We start from the raw sequence: 14,620 nt of genomic DNA, 5'->3' as shown, positions 1-14,620 counted from the left end.
GCGACCAGCGCGCCCAAGGGGCGCGGGGAACTGCGCAACCGGCCACCAAGGTGCCGCAGCCCCCGACCTCACCTCGCGGCACTTCCCCCCGCGGTACTTCCAGAGCCGTGCTTGTCCTGGTACAGGAAGGCGAGTCTGGCCCGCTTCGCCGGCAAATACACCTCCGGCAGGTCGACTTCGGGCAGGACCACCTCCGGGCCCAGCTCGAAGCCGGAGCGGGCGAGTCGGGTGACGGCCTTGTCGTTGGCGGCGTCGGGCTCGGTCACCACCCGCCGTACCGCCGGATCCGACAGCACGTAGGACAGGAAGACGTCGATCAGGGTGGACGAGTACCCCCGCATCCCCCCACCCGACCGGGGCCCGATGAGCAGGTGGATACCGATGTCGCCCGGCTCGACCGCGTAGCACTCGCAGACCCGGTCGGCCGCCGGCTCGTACGTCTGGAAGAGCGCCGCCGGCTCCTCGTCACGGAACACCAGGAACGCGTGATGCGTGTCGAGCGAGTCCAGATGCGCGTACGTCTGAAGGACCTGCTCGCGGGTGTGCCCGGTCATGCCCCAGAACCGGGCCCGCTCCTGGCTCACCCACGCGTGCAGCAGCCCATGGTCGGCGTCCGGGTCCACCGGCCGTACCCGGACGGTCCCGAACCCGGCGACCACCCGCTCGTGGACGACGGGACGGGCGGCGGTTTCAGAGGTCATGACGCTCCTGAGGTTCCTGAGCTTCCTGAAGTGATTCCTGGGGGGAGTCCGGTACGAGCCGATTCCAGTCGGTGATCACCGGGACGAGTTCGCCGCGCAGCCACAGCGGCGCCTGGTCCCGCTGATGGGGTCCCGGCCGCCCGGCCGCCCCGAGCGGCACCACCCAGAGGCTGTCGTCGCGCCGGGCGAGGTCCCAGACGTACCGGGCGGCGGGCCCGCGCGCGCAGAGGTCGGTGACGCCGGGCAGGCTGGACGTACAGAGGACGCAGTCGTGGTCACCGGCAAGCGGGGGCCCGGGTTCCGACTCGGGGACGGGGAGTGCGCGCCACGGGGTCAGCCGATGGGCCTCGCCCCACGCCACCGCGCCCGGCGCCCCCGCCGCCACCTCTTCGACGGCCGCGCGGACGAGCGCCGCCCGGTCGACACGGGGAAACTGATTCGTCGTCAGCAGCGTCTCCAGGGCGAACGCGACCCGGGGGACCAGCGCCAGCCAGGGCCGGAACACCTCGGGTACGTCCGGGGGTTGGGCCAAGGACGCCAGCTCGGGATGCGCGGCGAACCCCCGGACGACCGCGCCACGTACCTCCGCGTACGCCATCGCATCGGTGCTCCCGGCAGCCATGTGCCGGTCCCAGCCGAGCAGCCGTTCCCGCAGCCGCGCGGCCCGGTCGCCCAGTCCGTCGAGCCCGGCGAGCAGGTCCAACAGGGCCCGCGCGGACGGAAGTCGCGTATCCATGTGGATCGCGGCCATGTCCCTCGCCGTCCACAGGGGCGCCGCGTTCAGCAACTCCCGGATGCGGTCGGCGCGATACGTCGGCGCGAACTCGACACCCAACGGCGCCGCCAGACCACGCTGGTTGGCCATCACGGCGGTGTCCCGGTGACCGACGTCCGCGCGCGGCATCGGCCCGTGCCAGCCACGCCAGGCGTACGCGGGGTCCCAGGCCGGTACGGTCCGGCGGCCGTTGTCCGCGTGCCGCAGCGGCACCCGGCCGGCGACCCGGTGCAGCAGCCCGCCGTCGGTGTCGGCGGCCTGCACGACGTTCACGGGCTCGGCCCAGCCGTCGAGGGCTCGGTCGACATCCGCGACGGTACGGGCGCGGAGCAGCGGCAGCAGCGCCGAGAAGCCCAGGTCACCGGTGACGCGGGGCGGGTACCGCAGACTGATCGCGTCCCGGATTCCGTCACCGGATTCGGCATCCTGGGCATCGATCACCACCGGCCCCCGGTCCGTCTCGATCACCTCGATCCGTACCGCCTCCGCCCCCGCGACCTCGATCGTCTCGGTATGGACGGCGACGGCCTCCCAGCCACCCGGCCCGAACGCCTCGACGCCCCCGTCCCCATCCCCATTCCCGTCCCCTCGCCGCAACCGCTCCCGGTACAGGTCCTGGTAATCCGCCATCGCGTTGGTGATCGCCCAGGCGACCGTGCCGGTGTGGCCGAAGTGGGCGAGGCCCGGGATGCCGGGGACGGCGAGTCCCACCACGTCGAACTCCGGGCAGACCAGATGGACTTGCTGGTAGACGCCCGGGTCCTCGATGAAGCGGTGCGGGTCGCCCGCGATGACCGCGTGGCCGGTGCCGGTACGTCCGCCGGCGACGAGCCAGCCGTTGCTGCCGGAGGTGCCGGTCCCGTCGGCCGCGAACAGGTCCACCGCGTCGGGACCGAGCCGCCGCGCGGTGGCGTCCCGCCAGAGTTTGGCCGGGAAACCCGCGAACAGGATGTGCGTGGACAGCCACACACCCAGCGGCGTCCACGGCCGCCAGCCACCGGGAGCAAGGCCCGTGGCCGCGAACTCCGGTGCCGGCGGCGCCCCTTCACGGAGCCCGGCGTCGACCCCTTCGGCGTACGCGGTGAGCCAGGCGGCGGTCTCCGGGTCCTCGGCCGCCAGGCGCCGGTAGCAGCGGCGGGCGGTGTCGTCGAGCCGCGCCTGCCGCGCGAAGGTGTCCCAACCGACCGCGTCCGCCCCGAGGAACGCGGCCGTGGTGCCCTGGGCCCGGTGCCGCTCGACCTCGATCTGCCGGGCACGGTCGACGGCGGCGTTGTGGCCCTGCGCGTACGCGAGCGCGCGGGCGTCGGCGGCCCTCAGATGCGGGATCCCCCACGCGTCCCGCCGTACCTCGACGTTCACGAATCCCCCCACATCCCGCATCCCACATGCCGCATGCCACATGTCCAGAAAGTTAGGTTAGCCTAACTTAATTCGGCGGGACGCCCCTGGTCGGCACCCCCACACCCTGCGGGAGAGCGGGAGAGCGGGAGCGCGGGAGCGCGGGAGCGACGACACCGGGTCATCATCGACTCATGGATGTCACCCTTCACCTCGCGCAGGAGCCCGAGGCCGACCGGCTGCTCGGCCGCAGTCCGCTGGCCGCGCTGGTCGGGATGCTCCTCGACCAGCAGATCCCCATGGAGTGGGCGTTCACGGGCCCGTACACGATCGCCCAACGCCTGAACGTGGACGACCTCGACGCGCACGAGATCGCCGCGTACGACCCGGAGGCGTTCGCCGCGCTGCTGTCCGCCAAACCGGCCGTGCACCGCTACCCGGGTTCGATGGCGGGGCGCGTCCAACAGCTGTGCCAGTACCTCGTGGAGCACTACGACGGCCGGGCCGACGCCGTCTGGGAGGGCGTCGACAGCGGTGCCGAACTGCTGCGCCGCCTGAACGAGCTGCCCGGGTTCGGCGAGCAGAAGGCGCGGATCTTCCTGGCGCTGCTCGGCAAGCAACTGGGCGTCGATCCACCGGGCTGGCGCGAGGCCGCGGGCGCGTACGGGGATGCCGGGTCGTACCGGTCCGTCGCCGATATCAAGGGCCCGGAATCGCTGGCGAAGGTCCGCGCCCACAAGCAGGAGATGAAGGCGGCGGCGAAGGCGGCGAAGCCTGCGGCACGCAAGCCCCGGAAGTAGACGGCCACCCCCACCGTCACTGCACGTCACGGGAGTTCAGGCCCTGCCGTCAACATGGCGCCGCATTCGTACGCCGACCGAGCGTTTCTCGCCCGACACTGTGCGCGGCGCCTCCCACCTGGGCACATCACCTCGTATGAGCGCCACCACATCCCGCAGCCATCGTGCCCCGCGCGGCACGGTGTGGGGACGGGCGCTCGTCGTCCTGGTGGCGGTGCTCGGTACGGCCTTCGCGGTGGGCGCCCCGGCCGACGCGCTGCCCGCGCCCGCCGCCCTGGTGTCCATGGAGTCCGGCGAGACGCACGCGTGCCCCGACCCGGCGCTGCGCCCGCCGCCCGTGCGGCCGACCGCCGTACCTCCCGCGCCCGGCGCACGGATCTCCCCCGCGCGCCCCCGCGCCGTCCGCCCGCCCCTCGCGCGCACCGGATCCCCCGCCGGTGCCGTGGGCGCCCTGCGCACCGTCGTCCTGCGCTGCTGACCGGCCCGAGCCGTCTCGGACCACCCCCCACCAGCACACGCAAGGACAGGCGATCACCCATGCCCATTGACCCTTACGCAGTACTCCAGGCCCTGGTACGCGCAGAAGCGGTACGAGACCGCCGCCCCCCGGTACGCGACACCAAGCCAGCGGAATCCCCGGTCCCTGAGCAGGCCCCGGAACCCACCCCCACCCGCCCGGCCCCCGTCAACACCTGACCCCCCACGACCCACCCACGGCACCGGCCCCCGGGGAGACCCCCGGGGGCCGGTGCCGGCCGTGGAGGTCCGGCGCCGCTCGCGGCACGCACACCGATGTCAGAGGCCGGCCAGGTCGAGAAGCCGATCCATGTGTACGGGCGGCAGGTCGGGGTTGGCGGCCGCGGCGACCGCGACCCCTTCCGATGGATCGGCCAGAAGCCGCGTCAGCTCACGGGTCGGAAGCCGGGGATGGGACGCGATCGCACAGCGCACCCCGTCATCGGGATCGGCGGCCAGGCGAAGGACGAGTTCCACCGGCAGGTCCAAGTCGCGCGGAGCCAGCAGCCGCATCCTCGGATCGGGATCGGTGGCCAGACGGCGAAGGACGTTCGCGGGGAGCGGGAAGTCGTCGGCGGGACGCCACCGGGTCCTCTTCGCCGGGCGGTAGCCGCGGTCGACGCGTTCGGCGGTGGCGGGATCGATCCGGTCACGGGCGTGCAGAGCCATCGTCGTACGGACGCTGCTCTCCTCGTCGTCGAGCAGCCGGGCCACGACCGGGGCGGGGAGGCCGTCGGACATCGCGGCCGAGGCCCGGAAGCAGACGTAGGGCGAGTCGACGTACGGCAAGGGGGCAGCGGTCACCCACGGCAGACGCAGCGTCCGGATCTCCCGACGCGCCATGTCGTACAGGAACTCCCGTTCGAACTCGTCGTCGTCCAGGACGTGGAGATCGGTGAACCGGCCCTGCGCGGGCGCCTCGGACACGATCTGTGCGTGGATCGCGGCGCGGGTCGGCTCAGGGGTGTCCTGACGGGCGAAGACGCGGAGCGCGACCAGCGGGTTGGGGTCCTCGGCGAGCCGGTCGCGCAGGGGCGGCGGGAGGTCGGGGTGATCGGCGAGTTCCTTACGCACCTCCTCGTCCGGGTCATCGGCCAGCCGGCGGGCCGTGTCGGCGTCCAGCGCGCAGTGGCGCACCGCTCCGGCGCGCGTGACGGGGTCGGCCAACAGCGCGGGGAGCAGGTCGGCGGGCGGTACGGGATGGGGAAGCCGCCGATAGTAGGTCGCGCAGGCCGCCGCGCGCACGGACTCCTCGGCATCCGTCAGCAGGACCCGACGTACCGCTTCCGGGGCTCGCGCCCACCACTGGGCGAGCGTCGCCCGGATCTCGGGGTCCGGGTCGGCCGCCAGCCGCGCCCGCAGATCCGTCGGCACGTGATCGCTCCGCGCCAGGTACTCACGCACCCGCGAGTCGGCGTCGCCGAGCAGCCGCTCGAACAACTCTCGGGGCGCGTCGTCCGCGCCTATCACCACGGCCGCGCGTATTGACGGATCCGGGTGCTCGGCAAGCGTCATCCGGAAGGCATGCGGGAGGGCGCGGTTGAGCGCGAGGGAGTGCGTGAGCCAGCAGTCGTCGGCCGCGACGATCTCGGCGATCATGTCGTCGGTCAGGTCCGGGCGCCGGGCGACGCTGCCGAAGTCCCCGCGGTGGGCGAAGAGGCGGCGGACGAACTCGGGTGGCAGCGCGGGGTTCTCGGCCAGCGCCTCCACCACCTTGTCCAGGTGAACCGGCGACAACGTGCTGTCCGACACGGCAAACGGCCCTTCAGCCCCAGCGAATTGACCGCCGAGTCTCCCACGCCCGGCCGTCCTTTCACGCTCGGGTAACCCTTTGGGGTCTGCGTCGGGGTCTGCATCCTTCAGGGTCTGCGTCACGAAGAAGGCACCTGCCCCTTTCGAGCGAATCGGCCGCCCGACGGGAAACCCCGCGCCTCCCGGTGCCGGCCGACCTCGGCGGCCCGCTCGGTGACCGTGTCGTTCGGGGTGCCGGGCGCCGAGGTCGAGGGCCGGTCCGGTGAAGGCGTACCCGGAGGCGATCTTCAGGGCCCCCACTCATTTTTCGGACCCCTGTTCCCGCCTGACCCCGCACGCGCTGATACCGGTTCGTCCAGTGATGCAGTGATATGTCACAGCCTCGCACTAGGTCGCCATGGCTGCGCCCGGAAGGTCATGACCGGTAGGCTTTCCGTGTGATCTTCAAGCGCATCGGAAACGGCCGGCCGTACCCCGACCACGGCCGGGAAAGCACCCGGCAGTGGGCGGATGTCGCGCCGCGACCGGTCCGCCTCGATCAGCTCGTGACGACCAAGGGTCAGCTCGACCTGGAGACCCTCCTCGCCGAGGACTCGACGTTCTACGGCGACCTCTTCGCGCATGTCGTGAAGTGGCAGGGCGATCTCTACCTGGAGGACGGACTGCATCGCGCGGTGCGTGCCGCGCTCCAGCAGCGCCAGGTGCTGCACGCCCGCGTACTCGAAATGGACTGACACCCTCCGCGAGCGGGACCAGCGACACCGACGGCACCCGGCGGCACCGGGGTCACTCGCGTCATCCGCCGTTCGCAGGGCGCGTATTGACCCTTTTGGGTTGGACTGCTGGACCGTCGATGATCATTTGATACGCAGGACCGTCAGGTCGCACTACGCTGCGTTCATGAGCATGCTCACACCCCCCGGCATGGGCGGTCGCTACCGCATCACGGGGGACAAGTATCCGCGTATGCGTCGGGGCCGTCGGCGCAGCAGGATCGTGCTCGCGCTCGTCGCGTCGACCGCCGCGCTCGGTCTCATCGGCTGGGGAACTCTCCAGCTCGTGGACGTCTTCACGGGTGGCGGGCAGGCGACGGCGGCCGGGTCGCGGTCCGGGTGTCCGCCGAAGTCGACGGCGTCACCGACGCCCGCGACACCGGTGTCCCTGCCCCGTCCTGGCGGCATCAAGGTCAACGTCTTCAACGCCACGCCGCGCAGCGGGCTGGCCAAGCAGACCGCCGACGAGCTGAAGAAACGCGGGTTCGCGATCGGTCAGGTCGGCAACGCGTCCAAGGAGTACGACAAGAAGGTCGCCGGGCCCGGGATAGTGCTGGGGCCCAAGGCCGCGGCGGAGGGAGCCCTTCCGGTGCTCGCCGCGCAGCTCGCCGGGGTGCAGCAGAAGACGGACGCCCGCGCGAGCGGCGACATCGACCTGATCCTCGGCACGACGTTCACCCGGCTCTCGCCCGCCGACGACGCGACCAGGGCCCTGACGGCCTTGACCACGCCCGCGTCGCCGTCGCCGACTCCCTGCAAGAACTGACCCTGTCGCCGCGGTGGCACTCCGCCACCGCGCGACAGTTACTCCTACGCGGCGACTACTCGGCGGCTACTCCGCCGCTCCGTACATGCGGTCTCCCGCGTCGCCCAGGCCCGGCACGATGTAGCCGTTCTCGTTGAGGCGTTCGTCCACCGAGGCCGTCACGACGGTGACCGGTGTGCCGGCGAGTTCGCGTTCCATGACCTCGACGCCCTCGGGTGCGGCGAGGAGGACCACGGCGGTCACATCGTCGGCGCCCCGCCTGATCAGCTCCTGGATCGCGGCGACCAGCGTGCCCCCGGTCGCGAGCATCGGGTCGAGCACGTACACCTGCCGGCCGGACAGATCCTCGGGCATCCGCGTCGCGTACGTGGACGCCTGAAGCGTCTCCTCGTCGCGGATCATGCCGAGGAACCCGACCTCGGCGGTCGGCAGCAGCCGCACCATGCCGTCGAGCATGCCGAGCCCGGCCCGCAGGATCGGCACCACGAGGGGCCGCGGGTGGGACAGCTTGACGCCGGTGGTCGGTGAGACCGGGGTCTGGATGTCGACCAGCTCGGTCCGTACGTCGCGCGTGGCCTCGTACGCGAGCAGGGTGACGAGTTCGTCGGCGAGCCGCCGGAAGGTCGGGGAGTCCGTACGCCGGTCGCGCAGGGTGGTGAGCTTGTGGGCGACCAGCGGGTGGTCGACGACGTGGAGACGCATGCCCATAACAGTAGCCGGGGCTTCCGCACCCTCGTGTTGGCATCAAACCGCCCGACCGGGGGAAAGTGGCAGGGACCGAGTGGGGGTGTTGCCCATGCCGGACCGAATACCGGATCGCGCGCCGAACCGCATACCGGACCGCATACCGAACCGTATGCAGGACCGTGTGCCGGATCAGGAACCGGAGGCCGATCGCGAGGCCGAGCGTCGGCGTCGCCGTGCCCAGTTCCTCCGCGACCTCACCGAGGCACGGGAACTGCGCGACCGCGTCCAGCCGCGCCGCGCCCGAGCCGCACGGATGCGCCAAGCCGTTCGGATGCGTACGTTCCGCTGGTGAGCGGCGAGTGAGCGGCCGGCCCGTCCGTACCCCGCTCCCGGCCCCGTACCGAAGCTCCAGCGCGGTCTCGAACACGCCGATGGGCACGCGACAACCACCTCCCGACCATCCGCCGACCACCCCCTGAACACGCCGTGAACACGCCGTCGGGACAAAGCGACGCGGACACAGCGGGCGGAAGACCTCTCCTGAAGCCGTGGTTTCTGCCACGATTCCGAGTGGGCGGGAGTCTGGCTCAGCACCCCCGCCCCCGACCTCCGCCGGGGGGAACCCCGACCGGCACGCCTATGACCAGTGGGAGAGTCACGGTGTACTTCGCCGCACTGCTCGCGCGCACCGAAGACGGGTGGGAAGCGAGCGACACAGATCTGGACGATGTGGAAACCCTGTCGGACCTCACCGACCTGGCCCACGAGGCCGCGGTCGACGACGACACGGTGCTCGTCCTCATCGAACAGGAAGGTGCGTGGTTCGGCGTCGTCCGAGTGGACGGCGAGGAAGACCCGCGCATCTATGTCTCGGACGCCGCGGCGGCGGCCCGCAGTTCCTACGGCGAGATCCTCCTCACCGATGAACTGCTCGGCCGTGAGCCCGGCGACGATGCCGACCTCGACGCACTCGACCTCGACGGCACCGAGGACGGCGAACCCGACGCCGCCTCGTCCGACGACGAGGACGATTCCGCGCCGTCCGCCGACGCCGCGCCCTTGGGTCCGATCGGGGACAGCGCCGTCCTCGTCGACCTCGGCGTCACCGCCAAGGAGCTGCTCGCCCTGGAGAGCGGGGACGCGCTCGGAGAGATCGCCGAGGTCCTGGGAGTGGCGGAGGTACTCGAAACGGTCCGCTAGGTGTTCCGCCCGGTGGCGCGTGTAGGTTCCCCGTATGAACGCCCCACCCGGCCTTCCCGAGGGACCGCCCGATCCGGTACGGGACCCCTGGCGGGTGGCGATGCGGCTCGCCCTGGACGAGGCCCGGCTCGCCGTCCGAGGCGGTGACGTACCGGTCGGGGCGGTCCTGCTGTCCGCCGACGGCACCCTGCTGTCGGCGGGCCACAACGAGCGTGAGGCGACCGGCGATCCGACCGCCCACGCCGAGATCGTCGCGATCCGCCGGGCCGCCGCGAAGCTCCGCTCGTGGCGGCTGACGGACTGCACCCTCGTCGTCACCCTCGAACCCTGCACGATGTGCGCGGGCGCGATCGTGCAGTCCCGCCTCGACCGCGTGGTCTACGGCGCCCGCGACGAGAAGGCGGGCGCGGTCGGCTCCCTGTGGGACGTCGTACGGGACCGCCGGCTCAACCACCGGCCCGAGGTGATCGGCGGCGTCCTGGCCGACGCGTGCGGAAGCGTGCTCACGGCCTTCTTCCGCGCCCGATAGTGATTTCTGAGCACGCCCCACCGTGCGGTAAGGTCTCTCTCGGTAGCGTGTCCGAGCGGCCGAAGGAGCTCGCCTCGAAAGCGAGTGTGGCGCAAGTCACCGAGGGTTCAAATCCCTCCGCTACCGCTCTCACACCCTCCCGACCTGCGGAAACGTAGCCGGGAGGGTGTTTTGCGTACGGCACGCACCGCACGGCCGTACGACACGGGAGCCAACAGAAACACAACTGACTCACGCACCGGACGCGTTGCCTTTCGTGTCCCCGACCTGACCAACGACGAGATCGAGGACGTACTCGGGGGAATGGGTACGTGATCGCCATTGCCGGCACCAACGCGCTCTACCGTCTCCTCGACCCCTGTCTTGAGGGTCACGCGGCACACAGAGAAGCGCTGGCCGCGGCACGGTTCATCGAGCGGTACACAGCTCCCGCCGTTTCGAAGTGCCGCCTGTCGCCGCACACTTGAGCGCGGCCATCGCTGAACGTCGCCCTGGCGGCGGCCTACGGGACCGAAGTCCTGTTCACCTCCGACCGGCACTTCCGCATGATCCGGCCACTGACCGGACACCAGGCGTTCCGGCTCCTGCCCGACGACGCGTAAGGGCTCCCGTGGCGGGTTGTTGACGGCGGGATACACTGCACCGCCGATAACAGGGGACGCGTGCGGGCGGCGGTAGGGGAGGCCACGGCGTGGTGCAGACTAAAAAGATCGCGCTCTATGTGGTGGTCGTCTTTGTGCTGTATGTGATCATCACGGATCCGGGCAAGGCCGCCGATTACGTGCAGATAGGGTTCGAGGGCATATCGAGCGCCGCTCAAGCCATCGGTGACTTCATGACCTGGATCGTCAACGGCGCCAAGGACTGAGCGGCGGAGTCCGTCCGTCTGTCGAGGAGTCGCCGTGATCCGCCACCTGGTCCTGTTCAAGCTCAACGACGGCGTCGTACGCGAGGATCCGCGCGTCGTCGAGGGTGTCAAAGCGTTCAAGGCGCTCGGCGGCCTGATCCCGGAACTCGCGGTCTGGGAGTGCGAGTGGAACATCAGCGACCGGCCCATCGCGTACGACTTCGCGATCAACGCGGCCGTCGCGGACGCCGACGACCTCCGGCGCTATCTCGAACACCCGGCCCACCAGGCGGGCGTCGCCCTGTGGCGCGAGTTCGCCACGTGGGTGATCGCCGACTACGAGTTCTGAGGCGCCGCACCCCCGGCACGCCCCCCGCGCACCCGCGAACCCCCCACGGCCGACCGGCCGCCCTGGGGGGTTCGGTCATATCTCCCCCATATCTCCCCCAACACGGCGTTATGCGGTGCTTGCACACAGTGCACATGTCTTGTGATGCTATGACCGCTTTTGACGGATGAGTTGAACGTTTTGTACGAACGTGGGTGAAGGGGTGGCGTTGACCGTGCCGGCCAGTACTGCGCCTCAGGCTCCACCCCAGGCTCCATCCCAGGCCCCGCCCCAGACCCCGCCTCAGGCCCCGCCCCACGCTCCAGCCCAGACCGCGCCCCCGGCCATGCCCGCCATGCCCCCGGCGCCGCCCCACCAGGTCACGCCCCACGACCCCGTCACCCCTCAGGAACCCCCGGCCGAGCAGTCGCCCCCGGAGGAACCCCCCGCCGAAGAGCCCGCCCCGCCCCGAAGCCGGGGCGCCGACACCCGGGCCCTCACCCAGGTCCTCTTCGGACAGCTCAAGCACCTGGAACCGGGCACCCCCGAGCACAGCCGGGTACGCGGCGCGCTCATCGAGGCCAATCTGCCCCTCGTCCGGTACGCCGCCGCCCGCTTCCGCAGCCGCAACGAGCCGATGGAGGACGTGGTCCAGGTCGGCACCATCGGCCTCATCAACGCCATCGACCGCTTCGACCCGGACCGGGGCGTGCAGTTCCCGACCTTCGCGATGCCCACCGTCGTCGGCGAGATCAAGCGGTACTTCCGCGACAACGTCCGTACCGTCCACGTACCGCGCAGGCTGCACGAGCTGTGGGTGCAGGTGAACGGCGCGACCGAGGACCTGACCACCAACTTCGGGCGCTCGCCCACCACCGCCGAGATCGCCGAGCGGCTGCGCATCACCGAGGAGGAGGTGCTGGCCTGCATCGAGGCCGGCCGCTCCTACCACGCGACCTCACTGGAGGCCGCCCAGGAGGGCGACGGCCTGCCCGGCCTCCTCGACCGGCTCGGCTACGAGGACCCGGCACTCGACGGCGTCGAACACCGCGACCTCGTACGGCATCTGCTCGTACAGCTGCCCGAAAGGGAGCAGCGGATTTTGCTGTTGCGTTACTACAGCAATCTCACGCAGTCACAGATCAGCGCCGAACTCGGTGTGTCCCAGATGCATGTGTCAAGGCTCCTCGCCCGTAGCTTCGCGCGATTGCGATCCGCAAACAGGATCGAGGCGTAACCGGAACGGGTTGACCGTCCCTGGAGCCGGTTGCCGACATCACGCGGACCGAAAGCCCCCAGACCCCCCGTTTCCTGCGCAGACTCCCCCTCCCCATGTCGACAAGTCACTACAGCGTGTTGCCGACATGTGACATTCTGCGGGAACTGCGTTTGCCGGGGCCCCACCGCCGGTATTCAGGTGGAGGCTGCGTTCCTCAGACGGGTGCGCCGGCCACGACCGTCCGCGACCTCAAGGGGGTGGCATGTCCGTAGACCAGGGCAGCTCGAAGGTGCTCACGCTCACGAAGAGCGCAACCGCGCCCGACGCGCTGAACAGCCCGGCGGTGACCATTCGTCGCTCGACGCCGTCCGCGACTTCGGAAGCCATCGACACCCGCACCCTGTCCCGCTCCCTGTTCCTGCGGCTCGCCGCGCTCGACGAGGACAGCCCGGAGCGCGTCTATGTCCGGGACACCCTCATCGAACTCAACCTCCCGCTCGTGCGGTACGCGGCGGCGCGCTTTCGCAGCCGTAACGAGCCGATGGAGGACATCGTCCAGGTCGGCACGATCGGCCTGATCAAGGCGATCGACCGCTTCGACTGCGAACGGGGCGTGGAATTCCCGACGTTCGCGATGCCGACGGTGGTCGGTGAGATCAAGCGGTTCTTCCGGGACACCTCGTGGTCGGTGCGGGTGCCGCGCCGCCTCCAGGAACTCCGCCTGGCCCTCACGAAGGCCAGCGACGAACTCGCGCAGAAGCTCGACCGCTCGCCGACCGTGCCCGAACTCGCCGCTGTCCTGGGCGTGTCCGAGGAGGACGTGGTCGACGGACTCGCGGTAGGCAACGCGTACACGGCCTCGTCCCTGGACTCCCCGGCCCCGGAGGACGACGGCGGCGAGGGCTCCCTCGCGGACCGTCTCGGGTACGAGGACTCGGCCCTGGAGGGCGTCGAGTACCGCGAGTCGCTGAAGCCGCTGCTCGCCAAACTGCCGCCGCGTGAGCGCCGCATCATCATGCTGCGGTTCTTCGCGAACATGACGCAGTCGCAGATCGGCGAGGAGGTCGGTATCTCGCAGATGCATGTGTCGCGGCTGCTGACCCGGACGCTGGCGCAGCTCCGCGAGGGCCTGATCTCGGACTAGCCGGTTCCTGGCCGGTTCCCTACCGGTTCCTATTTGACGGACCGTCAGCCACACTGTCGCGATGCGACGGCGACGGCGATGGCGATGGATGGGGACGCGGGGCCGCAGAGGTGCCGTGGCCGCGGCCTCGGTGACCGCGGTCGCCCTCGGCACCCTGCTGGCCGCGTGCGGCGCGGACGGCGGGCCTGCCGGGTATGTGGCGGTGGGGCCCAACGGCACGGCGGGGCCCGGCAAGGCGGTGGCGCCTACGGGTGAGGTGACGCTGGTTCCGCTGGACGGTGACGAAAGTTCCGGCGGCGGTGGCGGTTCGGGGGGTTCCCGTTCGCCGGGGGCTTCCTCGTCCTCGCCCTCAGCTTCGTCCTCGCCCTCGTCCGGGGAGGGCTCCAGTGGTACGGGTACGGGTTCGGGTACGAGGGTGCCCGGTGGGGTGAACTCGCCTTCAGCGGGCGGAACTTCGGAGCCGGGACCTGGTTCCGGTACCGGCGCGTCCCCGGAGACGCCGGCTTCGCCTTCGTCGCCTCCGACGCCGGCCACGCCTGCCGCGCTCACCCTCGATCCACCGGAACGCGAGGCCGGCGACCAGCGTTGGTGCGAGAAGGTGACGGTCGCCTTCCACAACACCGGTGGCACAGCGGCCCGTTCGGGCACCGTCAGCTTCGGTACGCACATCATCGGCGCCCTGGGCATCGACTGGGCGACCATCGAATCCACTCAGCCGTTGCCGGCCCCGATCGCCGGGGGCGGGACGAAGAAGAAGACGTACGAGGTGTGCGTGGACGCCTGGCGGGTGCCGTTGGGCATGCATATCGAGACCCGCGACGTCTCGGCGACGTGGAAGTAGGCGGCGCGGGCCTGTTCGTACGGTGCCGGTACTAGCCGAGGGCCAGCCAGGCGACCGCCGCCACGATGACGACGGCGGCGATCACGCCGGCGATCACGCCGAGTCGGGGGCCGGAAGAGGTGGTGGGCTGGGGCTGCTGGGGGCCTCCGCCCTGGGGGGCGCCTTCGTCAACGAAAGCGCGGAACATTTGGGTGCTGCCCGCGGGGTCGTAGCCGCCCTCGGGTCCCTGGGGGGCTTGGGGGTTCTGTGCCATGGGGATGGACCCTAGCGAATTCGCTGGCGCTGACCAATAGGGGGCCCCTACGCGGGGCTTGGGTTCTAGTGATCGTCGCAACACCGATCCAGATTCAGGCGGTCAGTAGATCACGTAGGCGCTCGGCTGGGTTATCCCAGTCGAGCGTCTT

Annotated in this window: 17 protein-coding genes and 1 tRNA gene; 13 read left to right on the top strand and 5 right to left on the bottom strand. The window is 70.8% G+C overall.

Going from position 1 to position 14,620, the window contains the following annotated elements; translation table 11 throughout:
• Window positions 1-68: 68 nt before the first annotated feature.
• Window positions 69-701: a GNAT family N-acetyltransferase gene (locus ACFVT5_RS39840; RefSeq protein WP_389898694.1), complete on the bottom strand. Its 633-nt coding sequence runs from the start codon at window positions 699-701 to the stop codon at window positions 69-71.
• Entirely contained in the window at window positions 691-2,835 is a 2,145-nt protein-coding gene (locus ACFVT5_RS39835) for a penicillin acylase family protein (protein WP_389898692.1), read from the bottom strand. The genes ACFVT5_RS39840 and ACFVT5_RS39835 overlap by 11 nt, the downstream gene beginning before the upstream one ends.
• A gap of 173 nt (window positions 2,836-3,008) precedes the next feature.
• On the opposite strand from ACFVT5_RS39835, the gene ACFVT5_RS39830 reads away from it, so the two are divergent.
• Together ACFVT5_RS39830 and ACFVT5_RS39825 are read left to right on the top strand one after the other, a co-directional pair.
• Window positions 3,009-3,614, top strand: coding sequence for an HhH-GPD-type base excision DNA repair protein (locus ACFVT5_RS39830; protein ID WP_389898689.1), 606 nt, complete (start codon window positions 3,009-3,011; stop codon window positions 3,612-3,614).
• A 136-nt stretch (window positions 3,615-3,750) separates the two neighbouring features.
• Window positions 3,751-4,092 (top strand): hypothetical protein, encoded by a 342-nt coding sequence (locus ACFVT5_RS39825; protein WP_389898687.1) that lies wholly within the window; start codon window positions 3,751-3,753, stop codon window positions 4,090-4,092.
• Window positions 4,093-4,409: 317 nt separating this feature from the next.
• Here the strand turns inward: ACFVT5_RS39825 and ACFVT5_RS39820 are convergent, their stop codons facing one another.
• On the bottom strand, window positions 4,410-5,882 hold the full coding sequence (locus ACFVT5_RS39820; RefSeq protein ID WP_389898686.1) for a hypothetical protein: 1,473 nt from the start codon (window positions 5,880-5,882) through the stop codon (window positions 4,410-4,412).
• 437 nt (window positions 5,883-6,319) lie between these two features.
• Between ACFVT5_RS39820 and ACFVT5_RS39815 the strand changes: the two genes are divergently transcribed.
• On the top strand, window positions 6,320-6,616 hold the full coding sequence (locus ACFVT5_RS39815) for a type II toxin-antitoxin system VapB family antitoxin (RefSeq protein ID WP_006377352.1): 297 nt from the start codon (window positions 6,320-6,322) through the stop codon (window positions 6,614-6,616).
• Between the two features lie 166 nt (window positions 6,617-6,782).
• Window positions 6,783-7,421: a LytR C-terminal domain-containing protein gene (locus ACFVT5_RS39810; protein ID WP_389898683.1), complete on the top strand. Its 639-nt coding sequence runs from the start codon at window positions 6,783-6,785 to the stop codon at window positions 7,419-7,421.
• Between the two features lie 66 nt (window positions 7,422-7,487).
• Here ACFVT5_RS39810 and upp read toward each other — a convergent pair whose 3' ends face one another.
• Complete coding sequence (upp, locus tag ACFVT5_RS39805; RefSeq protein WP_389898681.1) at window positions 7,488-8,123, bottom strand: uracil phosphoribosyltransferase; 636 nt, start codon at window positions 8,121-8,123, stop codon at window positions 7,488-7,490.
• 154 nt (window positions 8,124-8,277) lie between these two features.
• Between upp and ACFVT5_RS39800 the strand changes: the two genes are divergently transcribed.
• From ACFVT5_RS39800 to ACFVT5_RS39760, 9 genes are all read left to right on the top strand, one after another.
• Entirely contained in the window at window positions 8,278-8,460 is a 183-nt protein-coding gene (locus ACFVT5_RS39800) for a hypothetical protein (protein WP_389898679.1), read from the top strand.
• A gap of 308 nt (window positions 8,461-8,768) precedes the next feature.
• Window positions 8,769-9,308, top strand: coding sequence for a hypothetical protein (locus ACFVT5_RS39795; RefSeq protein ID WP_389898931.1), 540 nt, complete (start codon window positions 8,769-8,771; stop codon window positions 9,306-9,308).
• A 34-nt stretch (window positions 9,309-9,342) separates the two neighbouring features.
• Window positions 9,343-9,837 (top strand): tRNA adenosine(34) deaminase TadA, encoded by a 495-nt coding sequence (gene tadA, locus ACFVT5_RS39790; RefSeq protein ID WP_389898676.1) that lies wholly within the window; start codon window positions 9,343-9,345, stop codon window positions 9,835-9,837.
• 41 nt (window positions 9,838-9,878) lie between these two features.
• Window positions 9,879-9,963, top strand: a tRNA-Ser gene (locus ACFVT5_RS39785).
• Between the two features lie 565 nt (window positions 9,964-10,528).
• On the top strand, window positions 10,529-10,705 hold the full coding sequence (locus ACFVT5_RS39780) for a hypothetical protein (RefSeq protein ID WP_389898673.1): 177 nt from the start codon (window positions 10,529-10,531) through the stop codon (window positions 10,703-10,705).
• A gap of 34 nt (window positions 10,706-10,739) precedes the next feature.
• Window positions 10,740-11,033 carry a Dabb family protein gene (locus ACFVT5_RS39775; protein ID WP_389898670.1) on the top strand — a complete coding sequence of 98 codons (294 nt, stop codon included), beginning with the start codon at window positions 10,740-10,742 and terminating at the stop codon, window positions 11,031-11,033.
• 202 nt (window positions 11,034-11,235) lie between these two features.
• The gene (locus ACFVT5_RS39770) at window positions 11,236-12,249 is read left to right on the top strand and encodes an RNA polymerase sigma factor SigF (RefSeq protein WP_389898929.1); all 1,014 of its coding nucleotides are present in this window, start codon (window positions 11,236-11,238) and stop codon (window positions 12,247-12,249) included.
• A 244-nt stretch (window positions 12,250-12,493) separates the two neighbouring features.
• Window positions 12,494-13,375, top strand: a complete 882-nt coding sequence (locus ACFVT5_RS39765) for an RNA polymerase sigma factor SigF (RefSeq protein WP_389898667.1) — start codon at window positions 12,494-12,496, stop codon at window positions 13,373-13,375.
• 115 nt (window positions 13,376-13,490) lie between these two features.
• Complete coding sequence (locus tag ACFVT5_RS39760; protein WP_389898664.1) at window positions 13,491-14,216, top strand: hypothetical protein; 726 nt, start codon at window positions 13,491-13,493, stop codon at window positions 14,214-14,216.
• A gap of 31 nt (window positions 14,217-14,247) precedes the next feature.
• On the opposite strand, the gene ACFVT5_RS39755 is transcribed toward ACFVT5_RS39760, so the two are convergent.
• Window positions 14,248-14,469 (bottom strand): hypothetical protein, encoded by a 222-nt coding sequence (locus ACFVT5_RS39755; protein WP_389898661.1) that lies wholly within the window; start codon window positions 14,467-14,469, stop codon window positions 14,248-14,250.
• Window positions 14,470-14,620: the final 151 nt, after the last annotated feature.

It is taken from the genome of Streptomyces sp. NPDC058001 (assembly GCF_042886315.1).
Lineage (GTDB): Bacteria > Actinomycetota > Actinomycetes > Streptomycetales > Streptomycetaceae > Streptomyces.
Note: the sequence above shows the minus strand (reverse complement) of the source record. Positions and strands in the feature narration are given on the sequence as shown.